Origin of the sequence: Mycobacterium sp. (assembly GCF_052143115.1) — a bacterium.
Lineage (GTDB): Bacteria > Actinomycetota > Actinomycetes > Mycobacteriales > Mycobacteriaceae > Mycobacterium.
This window is the reverse complement of record NZ_JBKQTQ010000282.1, coordinates 28,282-41,491: the sequence shown is the minus strand read 5'-3', so window position 1 is coordinate 41,491 and position 13,210 is coordinate 28,282. Positions and strand designations below refer to the sequence as shown.

Annotated in this window: 14 protein-coding genes; 5 read left to right on the top strand and 9 right to left on the bottom strand. The window is 67.4% G+C overall.

Annotated elements, in window-relative coordinates:
- Window positions 1-8: 8 nt before the first annotated feature.
- The 3 genes from regX to ACLQI9_RS27580 form a co-directional block, all read right to left on the bottom strand.
- Window positions 9-692 (bottom strand): two-component sensory transduction protein RegX, encoded by a 684-nt coding sequence (regX, locus tag ACLQI9_RS27590; protein ID WP_442385381.1) that lies wholly within the window; start codon window positions 690-692, stop codon window positions 9-11.
- 84 nt (window positions 693-776) lie between these two features.
- Complete coding sequence (locus ACLQI9_RS27585; RefSeq protein ID WP_442385379.1) at window positions 777-2,003, bottom strand: sensor histidine kinase; 1,227 nt, start codon at window positions 2,001-2,003, stop codon at window positions 777-779.
- 130 nt (window positions 2,004-2,133) lie between these two features.
- Window positions 2,134-2,886: a phosphoglyceromutase gene (locus tag ACLQI9_RS27580; protein WP_442385377.1), complete on the bottom strand. Its 753-nt coding sequence runs from the start codon at window positions 2,884-2,886 to the stop codon at window positions 2,134-2,136.
- A gap of 144 nt (window positions 2,887-3,030) precedes the next feature.
- On the opposite strand from ACLQI9_RS27580, the gene ACLQI9_RS27575 reads away from it, so the two are divergent.
- The 3 genes from ACLQI9_RS27575 to ACLQI9_RS27565 are packed head-to-tail and all read left to right on the top strand — an operon-like array spanning window position 3,031 to window position 5,488.
- On the top strand, window positions 3,031-4,284 hold the full coding sequence (locus tag ACLQI9_RS27575) for an FAD-dependent oxidoreductase (RefSeq protein ID WP_442392441.1): 1,254 nt from the start codon (window positions 3,031-3,033) through the stop codon (window positions 4,282-4,284).
- A 5-nt stretch (window positions 4,285-4,289) separates the two neighbouring features.
- On the top strand, window positions 4,290-4,682 hold the full coding sequence (locus tag ACLQI9_RS27570) for a nitroreductase family deazaflavin-dependent oxidoreductase (protein WP_442392440.1): 393 nt from the start codon (window positions 4,290-4,292) through the stop codon (window positions 4,680-4,682).
- Between the two features lie 20 nt (window positions 4,683-4,702).
- A complete protein-coding gene (locus ACLQI9_RS27565) occupies window positions 4,703-5,488 on the top strand; it encodes a TetR/AcrR family transcriptional regulator (RefSeq protein ID WP_442392439.1) in 786 nt (261 codons plus the stop codon).
- On the opposite strand, the gene ACLQI9_RS27560 is transcribed toward ACLQI9_RS27565, so the two are convergent.
- From ACLQI9_RS27560 to ACLQI9_RS27550, 3 genes are all read right to left on the bottom strand, one after another.
- Entirely contained in the window at window positions 5,485-5,994 is a 510-nt protein-coding gene (locus ACLQI9_RS27560; RefSeq protein WP_442392445.1) for a YbjN domain-containing protein, read from the bottom strand. The two genes, ACLQI9_RS27565 and ACLQI9_RS27560, sit on opposite strands and share 4 nt — an antisense overlap.
- 88 nt (window positions 5,995-6,082) lie before the next feature.
- Window positions 6,083-7,426: a D-inositol-3-phosphate glycosyltransferase gene (mshA, locus tag ACLQI9_RS27555; protein WP_442392438.1), complete on the bottom strand. Its 1,344-nt coding sequence runs from the start codon at window positions 7,424-7,426 to the stop codon at window positions 6,083-6,085.
- A 46-nt stretch (window positions 7,427-7,472) separates the two neighbouring features.
- Window positions 7,473-8,780 carry an ROK family protein gene (locus tag ACLQI9_RS27550; protein ID WP_442392437.1) on the bottom strand — a complete coding sequence of 436 codons (1,308 nt, stop codon included), beginning with the start codon at window positions 8,778-8,780 and terminating at the stop codon, window positions 7,473-7,475.
- 190 nt (window positions 8,781-8,970) lie between these two features.
- Between ACLQI9_RS27550 and ACLQI9_RS27545 the strand changes: the two genes are divergently transcribed.
- Entirely contained in the window at window positions 8,971-9,711 is a 741-nt protein-coding gene (locus ACLQI9_RS27545) for an SDR family NAD(P)-dependent oxidoreductase (protein ID WP_442385363.1), read from the top strand.
- On the opposite strand, the gene ACLQI9_RS27540 is transcribed toward ACLQI9_RS27545, so the two are convergent.
- Together ACLQI9_RS27540 and ACLQI9_RS27535 are read right to left on the bottom strand one after the other, a co-directional pair.
- Complete coding sequence (locus ACLQI9_RS27540; RefSeq protein WP_442385361.1) at window positions 9,689-11,032, bottom strand: L,D-transpeptidase; 1,344 nt, start codon at window positions 11,030-11,032, stop codon at window positions 9,689-9,691. The genes ACLQI9_RS27545 and ACLQI9_RS27540 overlap by 23 nt on opposite strands.
- Window positions 11,033-11,047: 15 nt before the next feature.
- Window positions 11,048-12,124 carry a UDP-N-acetylmuramate dehydrogenase gene (locus ACLQI9_RS27535; RefSeq protein WP_442385359.1) on the bottom strand — a complete coding sequence of 359 codons (1,077 nt, stop codon included), beginning with the start codon at window positions 12,122-12,124 and terminating at the stop codon, window positions 11,048-11,050.
- A 26-nt stretch (window positions 12,125-12,150) separates the two neighbouring features.
- Between ACLQI9_RS27535 and ACLQI9_RS27530 the strand changes: the two genes are divergently transcribed.
- On the top strand, window positions 12,151-12,675 hold the full coding sequence (locus ACLQI9_RS27530; protein WP_442385357.1) for a DUF2505 domain-containing protein: 525 nt from the start codon (window positions 12,151-12,153) through the stop codon (window positions 12,673-12,675).
- 11 nt (window positions 12,676-12,686) lie between these two features.
- Here the strand turns inward: ACLQI9_RS27530 and ACLQI9_RS27525 are convergent, their stop codons facing one another.
- Window positions 12,687-13,199: an SRPBCC family protein gene (locus ACLQI9_RS27525; protein ID WP_442385355.1), complete on the bottom strand. Its 513-nt coding sequence runs from the start codon at window positions 13,197-13,199 to the stop codon at window positions 12,687-12,689.
- Window positions 13,200-13,210: the final 11 nt, after the last annotated feature.

Sequence of the window (13,210 nt, the reverse complement as noted above, 5' to 3'; positions counted from 1 at the left end):
AGGCGAGGTCAGCTCTCCAGTTTGTAGCCCAGGCCGCGGACCGTCACCAGGTGTATCGGATTGGCGGGGTCAGCTTCGATTTTGGACCGCAGGCGTTTGACGTGGACGTCGAGTGTCTTGGTGTCGCCGACATAGTCGGCGCCCCAGACGCGATCGATCAGCTGCCCGCGAGTCAGCACCCGGCCGCTGTTGCGCATCAGGTACTCGAGTAAATCAAATTCCTTGAGCGGCAACGTGATCGGATCACCGTTAACTGAGACGACGTGGCGTTCGACGTCCATTCTTACCGGCCCGGATTCCAGCACGCCGTCGGCGATCTCGGAGTCGTCGTCGCCGCGGCGGCGCAGCACGGCCCGGATCCGGGCAATTAGCTCACGCGCCGAATACGGCTTGGTCACATAGTCATCGGCGCCCAGCTCCAGGCCGACGACCTTGTCGATCTCGCTGTCACGCGCGGTCACCATGATCACCGGCACGCTGGAACGGCTTCGCAGCTGCTTGCACACATCGGTACCGGACATCCCCGGCAGCATCAGATCGAGCAGCACGATATCGGCGCCGGCCCGATCGAACTCGGCCAGCGCAGAAGGGCCGTCGGTCACCACGGTGGCCTCGAAGCCTTCTTTGCGGAGCAGAAACGCCAGCGGATCAGCCAGCGACTCTTCGTCCTCCACGATCAGCACACTGGTCACGACCGCCACTCCTCCATGATCGGCACACTGGTCATCGGAGCCGTTCCTCCTCATCGCTTCGCTCTGCATCGTCACGGGCTCGGGTCATCGATGTATTTCTTCCTCTCGTTGGGGCACCTTGGGCCGGATTTCGCGCTCGGGCGGTCGGTCCGGTTGTTCGCACTCGACGTCATATGCCGGGATGGACAGGGTGAACGTCGACCCGGTTCCCAGCTGGCTCCACAACCCGATGGTGCCGTTGTGATTGGCCGCGACGTGCTTGACGATGGCAAGGCCCAACCCGGTGCCGCCGGTGGCCCGCGAGCGCGCCTTGTCGGCGCGGAAAAACCGCTCAAAGACCCGCTCCTGGTCTTTGCGGGCGATCCCGATGCCCCGGTCGGTGACGGCGATCTCGATGTTCTCACCGCGGCGACGGCGGCTGATGGACACCAGCGAGCCGCGCGGCGAATATGCGATCGCGTTGGACACCAGGTTGGCCAGCGCAGTGACCAACAGGGCCTGTTCACCGTGCATCCGCAGGCCGCTCGGGTCGTCGGTGCAGACCGTGATATCGGCGTTGTCGGCGGGCACCTTGTGGCGTGAAATCGCTTCGGACACCACGGTATCGACGTCGACGGCGCCCATGTCGGGCAACCGCTCGGCGCCCTGCAGCCGCGACAGCTCGATCAGCTCGGTGACCATGCCGCCCAGCCGGTTAGCCTCCACCAGCACCTTCTCCCCGAACCGCCGCACCGTCTCGGGGTCGTCCGCGGATGCCAGCAGGGCCTCGGCGAGCACGGCCATCGCGCCGACGGGGGTCTTGAGCTCATGGCTGACGTTGGCCACGAAGTCGCGCCTGGTGGCCTCCATCCGCGCGTATTCGGAGTGGTCGTAGACGAAGACCACGGCGAACCGGCGGTCCTCCTCGCTCAGCAGCCGGGCCTGACCGTGCACCGACAGGCCCGATCGTCCCGGTACCAGCCGCTTGCCCGGCAGTAGGTCGAATTCGACGTCAGCGCCGTCAGCCAGCGCCTTGCGCGCTGCCTTCCAGGCCTCGTCGTCGAGCTGACGCTCGCGCACCAAGCCGAGCTCTTTGGCCCGGCTGTTGTGATAGACCACGTCGCGGTGACCGTCCACGACGGCGGTGCCCAGCGGCATCAGCGCAACGATGCGGTCCAACATCTGCGCGACGGTGATCCCGGCCGCCTCGACGGCCACCCGCTGGCGTCGCTCCAGGGCCCGGGGCGCCAGCCGTGCGCCGGCGGTGACACCGACGGCCAATGCCACGAGAAACAACACCCCGGCCAGTGACAGGGCCGAGAACACGGTCACGTAAAAATCCTACAAATCCGGTGAACGCCAACCCAGCAGCGCAAGGCCAAAATCGGACATGTCACACGCAACGAGACAGGTGTTCTACGGCCGTTCACGTCACGTTTTCCCTTTTGCCAGGAATGAGGGGCTATCGGGCGCCCTGGCTGGCCACCGCCGCCGCGCCCGCGGCGGCGGCTTCCGGATCGAGATAGCCGCCGCCGATGACCGTTGGCTTCATGTCGGCGTCCAGGTCGTAGCGCAACGGAATGCCGGTGGGGATGTTCAGGCTCACGACGTCGTCGTCGGACATCCCATCCAAGTACTTGACCAGGGCGCGCAGCGAGTTGCCGTGCGCGGCGATCAGCACCGTCTTGCCGACCCGCAGATCCGGCACGATGACGTCGGTGAAGTACGGCAAGAACCGGGCCACCACGTCGGCCAGGCATTCGGTCAGCGGCCCGCCGCCGATGTCGGCGTAGCGGCGGTCGGCGTCCTGGCTGAACTTGCTGCCCGCCTCGATCGGCGGCGGCGGGGTGTCGTAGCTGCGCCGCCACGCCATGAACTGCTCCTCGCCGTAGCGGTCCTTGATCTCGGCCTTGTCCAGACCCTGCAGCGCGCCGTAATGCCGTTCGTTGAGCCGCCAGCTGCGCCGCACCGGGATCCACAGCCGGTCGGCGGTGTCCAGCGCCAGGTTTGCGCTGGTGATGGCCCGCCGCAGCAGTGAGGTGTAGACCACGTCCGGCAGCAGATTGTGCTCGGCGATCAGCTCGCCACTGCGCACCGCCTCGCCACGGCCCTTGGCGGTCAGGTCGACGTCGACCCAGCCGGTGAACTGATTACTCGCGTTCCATTCGCTCTCGCCGTGGCGGAGCAGCACCAGCGTGGCAACCGCGTTCCCCATGGTGGTAAGTCTCTCACCCTCGCCGGAGGGCCTGCCACGGCACCGATCCGCGGTGAGGTGTGTCACACTACGTCCGTCCAGCGTTGATACAGGTATACAGTTATGCCGTAATCGAGTATCAAACTCAGCTGTGAGGAGAATTCGATGAGCGAGAAGACGACATGCCTAATCGTGGGCGGCGGTCCTGCCGGCATGGTGGCGGGTTTGTTGCTGGCCCGCGGCGGCGTGGAAGTCACCGTGCTGGAGAAGCATGCGGACTTCCTCAGAGATTTCCGGGGCGACACGGTGCACCCCTCGACACTGCGGCTGCTGGATAAGCTCGGCCTCTACGAACAGTTCAACGCGTTGCCGCACACGCGGCTCGAGGGATGGGGACTAGACCTGCCCGATGGCCGTAAGGCGCCGATCATCGATTTCACCCGGCTGCGCATGCCGCACCGCTATATCGCCATGGTGCCGCAATGGGACCTGCTCGACCTGCTGGCCGACGCCGGGCGAAAGGAGTCGACGTTCACGCTGCGCATGAGCCACGACGTCACCGGGCTGCTGTACGAGGCGGACCGGGTCGTCGGCGTGCGCTATGAGAGCCGCGATGGGCCCGGTGAACTGCGGGCCGACCTGACGATCGCGTGCGACGGGCGCTGGTCGCTGTGCCGGCGCGAGAGCGGGCTCATCCCGAAGGAGTACCGGGTCAACGGCGACGTCTGGTGGTTTCGGCTTCCGAAGGCCGCAGGTGTCGGAGACACGTTGCTGCCCCGGTTCAAGGACGGCTTGTTCCTCGGCGTCATTCCGCGCAAGGACTGCCTGCAAACCGGCTACTTTCTCCGCAAAGGCGCTGACGCCCAACTGCGGGCCCGGGGCATCGAGGCGCTGCGCCGAGACATCGTCACCGCCATACCCGAACTATCCGACGCCGTTAACGGCCTCGAATCCATGGATGACGTCAAGCTTTTGGAAATCCGGCTGAACCGGCTGCGGCGCTGGTATCGGGAAGGGCTGCTGTGCATCGGCGACGCCGCGCACGCCATGTCGCCGGCCGGGGGTGTCGGCATCAATGTGGCCGTCCAGGACGCCGTGGCCGCGGCGAGGCTGCTCGCTCAACCGCTTCGCGACCATCGCGTAACCGAGAAAGACCTGGCCGCGGTGCAGCGCCGCCGCGAGCTGCCCACGGTGGCCATTCAGACCTTGCAACGTTTCCTGCACGCGGGCATGAACCGCGCTATGACAACCGGTCGGACGCCCGCGCCCAACAAGCTGCTGCGCGTGCTTGCCCGCTTTCCGCAGCTGTCGGTGATCCCCGCTTACGTGATGGGGGTCGGCATCAGACCTGAACACGCTCCACAGTTCGCCCGCCGGGCGACGCAGGAAATCCCGGTGCCTGCCAACGAAAAGGATTGACGCTCATGGCATTTCCGCGTCAGATGGCCGCCTTGCCGCGACTGCTGAACCCGCTTGTCCTGCCACTGACTCGCCGCGTACCGCCCCTTGCCGTACTGCACCACAGGGGCAGACGCAGCGGGCGGTCCTACGACACCCCGGTGCAGGCCTACGCCACGCCCGAGGGGTGGGTGGTCGGGTTGGCCTACGACCACAATGCCCCGTTTGGGCTCAACCTGGTAGCCGCCGGCGGTGGCGAGATGACGCGAGCCGGTCGTCGATATCGGATCACCCGGCCGCGCCGGGTTGGACGCGAGGCTCTGCAACTCTTGCCGGCGTTGGCATCACTGGAGATGCGTGCGGTGGGCATCGACGAATTTCTGCTGTTCGACGTCGCCCCGCTCGATGATCGGCGCTAGCGACCATGTCTGTGCCAACGATGAGCGACGTCCCCGCCGACGTCGTCGAGGCCGCCCTGCGAGCCGCTGAGAATCTCGGCAGGGACGTCGCCGATGTACCCTTGGTCGCGATCGCGCGTGAGGCCGGGATGTCGCGTAGCACGCTGATCCGGCGGTTGAATGGCTCCCGGCAGCCGTTGGACGAGGCCGTGCGCGCCGCTGGGGTGGAGCCGGGTGGCCGGCCACCGGTTCGGGAACGCGCGGTGCTTGCGGCGGCGTCGCTGATCAGCGACCGCGGCCTGGCCGACGTGACATTGGAAGCGGTTGCAGCGCAAGCAGATTGCTCAGTACACAGCTTGTATGCGGTATTCGGCGGCCGCGATGAGTTGCTCCGCAAGGTCTTTGACCGCTACGGTCCGATCCTGGATCTCGACGAGGCGGTCTCTGACGCGAATGCCGAGCTCAGCGAAACCGTGCATCGAATCTACCGGGTACTGGCCGAGGCGTTCAGCCGCGAACCGCGGGTGGCGCCGGCGATGCTCGCCGAAGGGCTGGCCCGTCCGACCTCACCCGCGGTGCAGGCCCTCATGCAATACCACGTGCCACGCATGCTCGCCGGCGTGGGCCAGTGGCTGGCTGGCGAAATTACCGCCGGTCGTATCCGAGATCTGCCGCTGCCGTTGCTCATCCAGCAGATGCTTGCGCCGATCGCCGTCCACACCATGGTTCGGCCGGCCGCCGATAACATCCCCGAGGTCGAGCTGCCTGAGTTGAACGATGCGTGCGTGGTGTTCGCCGACGCGTTCCTGCGCGCGGTCGCGACTTAGCCGTCGTCGTCTTCGTCGATGAGATGCGCGAACGCTTGCAGGTTCTTCAGCGACTCACCGCGAGAGACCCGCCACTCCCATTCCTTTTGGATCGACGACCGAAAACCCAACTCCAGCAACGTGTTGAAGTCGGTATCCACCGCTTCGAGCACCTGCCCGAGCACCCGGTCGATCTCGGCGGCGTCCACCGACGCCAACGCCCTGCGACCCACTAGGTAGATGTCGCCGACGTTGTCCAACGTGTAGGCCACGCCGTACAGGCGGCGGTTGCGTTTGAGCAGAAATCGGTAAACGCCCTCGTGATTCTCGTCGGGCCTGCGGCACACAAACGCCTCGATGCGCACCGAATGCTCGCCGATGCTCAGGATCGTGTTGGTCTTGAGCCTGCGTTCGCCGGGCAGCTCCACGATCAGTCCCGGCAACCCGCCGTGCGCGCCGGGATGCCGTGAATACGTCAGGTTGCTGGCGTCGAGCGTGTCCTCGATGAGCTGCTGGACGTGCGTCACCGGCGCCGCCCCACGATCCTCGTCCGCTGAGGTCACTGGCGCCACTCCTCGATCCCGGCTCCGCCGGCATCATCGTCGTCGGCGCAGGTCATGCCCACGCCTCCCTTCGCGATGGCCGTCGCCGCCCTCGGCGCGCCGATGCCAGGTCGCGCACCGAGCGACGGGCCGCGAAACCGCTGATCGCACGCCGGTAGCTGGCCAGCAGCGCATCGACGGTGTTGTCCCATGAGAACGTCGCGGCGTGCTGGACCGCCGAGCGACGCATCGCCCAGGCCCGCGGCCCGGCGCCGAGCCGGAACAGCTCGTCGATGGCCTCCGCCCACCGGTCGACGTCGTGACCGGCCACCAGCGTGCCGCTGACCCCGTCGCGCACCGCCACCGGCAACCCGCCGACCGCGGCCGCCACCACCGGTGTCCCGCACGCCTGCGCCTCCAGGGCGACCAGACCGAAGGACTCCGAATAGCTGGGCACCGCGACCAGGTTGACGGCCTGGAACAGTCGCACCAAATCTTCCCGCGACTGCGGCGGCAGGAACGTCACCCGGGCGGTGATACCCAATTCGTCGGTGAGTCGAACAAGGCCGTCCGGCGCGGCCCGTCCGCTACCCGACGGTCCGCCGGCGACCACGACGTGCACCCGCTGCAGTTTGGCGGCCGCGCGCAGCAAAACGTCGGGCCCCTTGAGCGGTTGGATCCGCCCGACGAAAGCCACCACATCCTCGTCGGGCGGTAGCCCCAAGCTGGCCCTGGCGGCGCGGCGGTCACCGGGCCGAAACACGTCCAGGTCGACACCGGGGTGGGCGACGTCGATCCGGGCGGGGTCGGCGTGGTACAGCGAAACCAGTTGTCTGGCTTCGTCTTCGGTGTTGGCGATCAGCCGGTCGGCTTCGTCGACAACCTGCTGCTCGCCAACCGTGCGCAGCGGCGGCTCAGGTGTGTCACCTTCGGCCAGCGCGGCGTTCTTCACCGCGGCAAGCGTGTGCGCGGTGTGCACCAAGGGCACCGACCAGCGGTCGCGGGCCAGCCAGCCGACCTGACCGGACAGCCAATAATGCGAGTGCACGATGTCGTAATAGCCGGGTTCGTGGGCGGCTTCGGCACGCAGCACTCCGGCGGCGAACGCACACAGCTGAGTCGGCAGATCGTATTTGTCCAGGCCTTCGAAAGGCCCGGCCACCACGTTGCGCACCAGAACACCGGGTGCCACCCGCACGATAGGCGGATCGGTGGACGCGGTGGCCCGGGTGAAGATCTCCACCTCCACGCCCCGGCGAGCGAGATGCAGCGCGCTCTGCAGCACGTAGACGTTCATCCCACCGGCGTCCCCGATCCCCGGCTGGGCCAACGGCGAGGTGTGCACCGCCAGCACCGCGACCCGGCGCGGATCGGTCAGCTCGGAGGTGTCCAGCCGAGATAAGTCAGTGGGGGCCACATTGTCATCTTTGCAGGACTGCTCGGACGTCCTCCGAAGACGCAGGTCAGGCGGGTGTCTCGGTGGCGACCTGCAGCGCGACTACCGGCGGTTGGGCACGGCGCATGGCCCCGAGCGGATCGGCGTACAGCCCGGCCAGCGACACGATGCCGGCTCCGGCCTCCTGTACCCGGTTGCTGAAGGCGGTGACCCGGATGTCGCGCGGTGGCAGCACCGAGCGTGCGGCGAACGCCGCCTCCACGTGCTGCATGCCCTCCGGGTATTCGGTGAACGCCTGCCCGCCGACGACCAGGTCGTCGGGATTGAGCAGGTCGCGTAGCAGCGCAACCGCTTCACCGAGCACCCTGGCCCGCTCGGCGAGGAGTTCTTGGGCCTGCTCGTTGCCGCTGCGCGCCGCGCGCAGCAGCTCGGTGACGGTGGCACCGGACCCGCCGTTACGGGCCGGCAGGATGCGCATCCGGCGCGCCGCGGCAAGCACGGCCTCGTCGCTGACGGTGGATTCCAACAGCCCGGAACCGCCGAGCAGCTCCGATTGCGCGGGCAGGTTGGCGATGGTGCCCGGTCCGCTGGCCGGACTGTGTACCCGCCCGCCGATCGACAGTGCATAGCCCACCGTCTCGCGCGCGTAGACATACAGGCTGGTCGAGTTGGGCGCGAACCGCCGCATGCCGAGCAGCAGTTCTGCCGCGGCCATCGCGTCAACGTGGCATGCCACCGACACCGGCAGGCCCAGCGCTTCGGCGAACACCGGTCCGACCGGCGCGTCCCGCCAGCCCAGCCGGGCATGGTCGACGTGCCCGCTGGTGCCGTCGACGATGCCGCCGATTGCCACCCCGACCCACAGCGCCCGCCGGCGGTGCCACCGCCTGAGGTACCGCCGTGCGCCGTCGGCCAGCGAGGCCAGGGCCGGACCCTGGGCACTTCGCGGTGTCGGGGTCTCGACGGCGTCGAGGGTGCGGCCGAACAGGTCGGTGGCCACGATGCTGGTGGTTCGTGCCCCGATGTGGATGCCCAGCGTCAGGAACGGCTCGTGGTTGACCTCGACCGGCACCCGGGGACGGCCGATCGCACCGGAGATCGCCAGGTCGGCGCGTTCCCGGAGAAGGCCGGCGTCCAGTAGGGCTGTGACCTGGCGGTTTACCGTCGCAATGGACAGCGATGTGACCTGCGCGATGACGTCGCGGCCAATCGGGCCGCGGAGCCGCACCGCTCGAAAGACCGACGAAGCGGCGGCGTCGGAGAGCTGCAACAAGGGCGCGACGACTCGGTGCCGCCGGGGTGATCGAGCGCCGTTCCGGCCTTGCGACTGGCCAGGATGACTATGGGAGTGGGAGGTGAGAGTGGTTGAGCGCACGTGGGGTGTCCTTGTCCGAGTTCCGATGGCGGTCTTGGACCGCACCGTCGCGAGCGCTTGCGGTTCGCTCAGGCGCGGCTAGCTGCGCGGCAACAACACGCGCAGTCCGCGAACAGACACGCGGACGTGTAGCCGAACAAGGCACTGGAGTACACACCAGGAATTTAGCACGCTTATTAGAGTTATTCAGATGACAACTGCTGAGCAACGGGTCGCAGTGATCACCGGCGCCAGCGCCGGTATCGGTGAGGCAACCGCGAGAACCCTTGCTGCGCAAGGCTTTCACGTGGTGGCAGTGGCACGCCGGGCCGACCGGATCAATGCGCTGGCCGCCGAGATCGGCGGAACCGCGATTGTGGCCGACGTCACTGATGGTGCGACCGTTGACGCGCTGGCCGGCCGGCTGAGCCGGGTCGACGTGCTGGTCAACAATGCCGGCGGCGCCAAGGGCCTGGAGCCGGTCGCCGACGCCGATCTGGAGCACTGGCGGTGGATGTGGGAGACCAACGTGCTGGGCACCCTGCGGGTGACCCGTGCGCTGCTGCCCAAACTGATCGACTCCGGCGACGGTCTGATCGTCACCGTCACCTCGGTTGCGGCAATTGAGATTTATGACGGCGGCGCCGGCTACACCTCGGCCAAACACGCGCAGGGCGCGCTGCACCGCACGCTTCGTGGCGAACTGTTGGGAAAACCGGTGCGGCTCACCGAGATTGCTCCCGGAGCGGTCGAGACCGAGTTCTCACTGGTCCGCTTCGGCGGTGACCAGCCGCGCGCCGACGCCGTCTATGCGGGCATGACGCCGCTGGTGGCCGCCGACATCGCCGAGGTGATCGGATTTGTGGCGTCCCGGCCGTCGCACGTCAACATCGACCAGATCGTCATCCGGCCGCGCGATCAAGCCACAACTACCCGCCGGGTCGGGCGCTAGTCGTCGGGGTGCCCGACAACGTCGGCGCGTCGTGGGGGGTGGCCGGGGCGCTGCGGGGTATCGACACCGGCGACGGCTTGGCTCCGCTGGGCGGCGGCAGCGCCGACATGCCCACCCAGGTGTCCCAGTCGACGGCCCAGTCCCAGATGTCGCCGTCGGAGTAGGACAGCTCGATCGTGCTGCCGGTCACCTCGACCGGGTCGCCGTAGATCGCGCTGCCGAAGTACTGCTGCGCATCACCCGTCGACAGGTTGATGCAGCCGTTGGTGACGTTGGTGTTGCCCTGGGCGCCGGCGCTGGACGGGTTGGCGTGGATGAACTCGCCGTTGTTGGAGATGCGCACCGCCCAGCGTTCGTGGATGTGGTTGTAGCCGGCGGCCGGGTTGGACATGTAGAAGTCGGAGTACTTCTCGCTGACCACGTGGATGCCGTTGCGCGTGACGTTACGGGCTTTGTCGGCTTCGCCGTAGCTGCACGGGAAGTCCATGATCACGCCCTCGTCGCGGACCACCTGGATGCGATGTGACGAGACTTCGGCCTTGACCACCTGACGGCGACCGATGTCGAAGCTCAGGCTCATGTCCTGCTTGCCGTATGCGCCGTCACCGAACGCCAGCCCGTACAGTTTGGCGTCGACGTTGACCTTGGTGCCGGCCGGGTAGTACTCGCGGCTGCGCCAGTGCACGCGGGCGCCCCCGACTTCGTCGGGCAGCCACGCCCAACTGCCCTCGACGGGCGGCTCGGTGGTCACCTTCAGCGCCCGCTCGACGGCGGCCTTGTCGGCGATCGGCGCGTCGAACTGGATGATGATCGGCGCCGCGACCCCGACGGTCTGCCCGTCGGCGAGCTGGAACCCGCCATCGATCACCTTGGTGGGCGAGACCGTGGTGAGCTTGCCCTTCACCGGGACCGCCTTGCCGTCGTGGCCGACCACCGATCCGCTCCAGGTGTAGGTGGCGTCGTAGCCGAGCGGCTCGCTGACGGAGTAGATGGTGCGGTCCCGGTTGAGTGCGCCTGCAACCACTTTGCCGGACGAATTGGTCAACGCGACGTGCTGGAACCAGCCGTCGCGGACCTCGACACTGATCGCCGTGGTGGGCAGCACATCGGTGGTTTTGTCGGCCGGCCGGAACGTCACACTGGCTTCCGGCGGCGGCTTGGCCTTCTCCGATTGTTTGCTCGACCCGCCGAAGCAGGCGGCCAACACGTTGGGCGCGAAGACGCCGACCGCCAGGGTCGTCAGGGCCCGGCGCCGGGTGACCGGCGTGAGGCTGCGCGCTGTGTCCACGACACAACAAGATACCGGCGAAAATGACCCCACTCGCGCACGCGCTGGTCACAGAACGCAGCCGACCAGCACCGGCTCGGGTATCAGTGTGACACCAAACACATCACGGACTCCGTCTCGCACGGTGCGCGCCAACGCCACCACGTCGTCGGCGCTGGCTCCGCCGCGATTGGTCAAAGCAAGCGCATGCTTGGTGGACAGCCGACACCGCGCGGTCAGGTCGTCTGGATAGCCTTTGCCGAACCCCGCTTGCTCAACCAGCCAGCCGGCGGCCAGCTTGACGCCGTCGGGAGCGGGATAGTGCGGTACCGGGTGGTCGACGCTGTCAGCGAGCTGCTGGTAAAAGTCCGGCGCGACAACCGGATTGGTGAAGAACGAGCCCACGCTCCAGGTGTCGTGGTCGGCCGGGTCGAGCACCATGCCCTTCCGGGCGCGCAACCCCAGCACGGCCTGGCGGACCGCCGCGGGATCCGTGCGCTCCCCGGCCGTCGCGTCCAGCGCCGTGACCAATTCGGCGTAGCGCAGCGGCGCGCTGCGACCCGACGCGTCCAGCCCGAACTCCACCTCCAAAACGATTGCCCCGTCGGAGTGTTTGAGCACGCTGGTGCGATACCCGAACCCCACTTCGCTGGGCGGCGCCCAGCGCACTATGCCGCTGCGCCGGTCCAACAGCCGGACCCGGGTGATGGTGTCGGCCACCTCGGCGCCATACGCGCCGACGTTCTGCACCGGGGTCGCGCCCGCCGAGCCGGGGATGCCCGACAGGCACTCCAGCCCACCCAGGCCCGCGGCGATAGCCGCGACCACCACGTCGTCCCACACTGCCCCGGCCTCGGCCCGCACAATGTTGCCGTCGACGCTGATGTTGGCGGCGGCCAGTCGCACTACGGTCAGATCCGCCAGCGTGTCGGCGATCACCAGATTCGAGCCGCCGGCCAGCACCAGCAGCGGCCGGCAACCCTCGCTGTCGAGTTGGCGCAGCGTGGTGACCACCTGCTCGGTGCTGGTGCAGGTGATGACCCGCGGCGCGACCGGACCGACCCGCAAGGTGGTCAGCGGCGCCAGCGGCACCGCTTCGTCGACGCGCGCACCGGCGAAAAGTGTTCCCACACCGCCTTGCCCCATGGGCCTTGACGGTAGCCTGACCTGCTATGCCGCGTTCGTTCGACATGTCCACCGATTACGGGGTCACCGTCGAAGAGGTTCTCCGGGCCTTCAGCGACGAGGAATACTGGCTGGCCCGACTCGCCGATTCGGGCGCCGACGACACCACGCTGGATTCGATGCAACTTGGCGGTCCATCCGGAACTGACGGCAGTATCGACGTGATCACCACCCAGGTGCTGCGCAGTGACCGGCTCCCGGGCTTAATCACCCAATTCCACCGCGGCGATCTGCGCATCCGCCGCGAGGAGAAATGGGAGCCGGTGACCAACGGCTCGGCGACCGCGACCATCACCGGCTCGATCCTCGATGCGCCGGCGTCGTTGACCGGCACCGCGGTGTTGGAGCCGGTGGCGGAAACTGGCGGCGCGCGGATGAAGCTCCGGGCGACCGTCGAGGTGCGCATTCCGCTGGTCGGCGGCAAGCTGGAGGACTTCATCGGCAACCAACTCGTCGAGTTGCTGATCGCCGAGCAGCGTTTCACCACCACGTGGATCGGCGAACCCGCTTAGCAAGATCGCGCTCAGGCGCGGCCTTCTGCGGCGTCGATGGCGCCGTTGAAGAGTTCGCCGATGACCCTCTTCAGCACCGGTGATAACAGCCGATCAAGACCAGGGATCTTGGGCGTAGACCGTAGGTGCCAACTGACCGCGGTTCCAGTGCCGGCTTCGCGCAACTCGATCGTGCCAACGTGATCCCGGACTGGCGCGCCGGAGACCAACTTGTACGCGTAGCCGTTGGGCCGCTGATACTCGATGATCTCTTCGACGATTGCGGGTCCGAGCGCTTCGAGGCGTCTGACCGCGCCGACACCGTTCGGCGCGGGGATTCCCTCGCGATCTAGCGTGCTGCGACGACACGCCCGCGTGTAGCCCGCGATCGCGCGGTGGTCAGTGAGGGCGTCGAACACTGTCTCGATCGGCGCCGTTGTGGTTCGCGTGAGAGTGAACTCGATCATCGGCCCGCCACGCTCCCGAATACCCAGTTGTTCACCGTCATGGTTCCTCTCTTCGGCTAGGTCAGTGAATTCTGGCATCCGGTGCGATC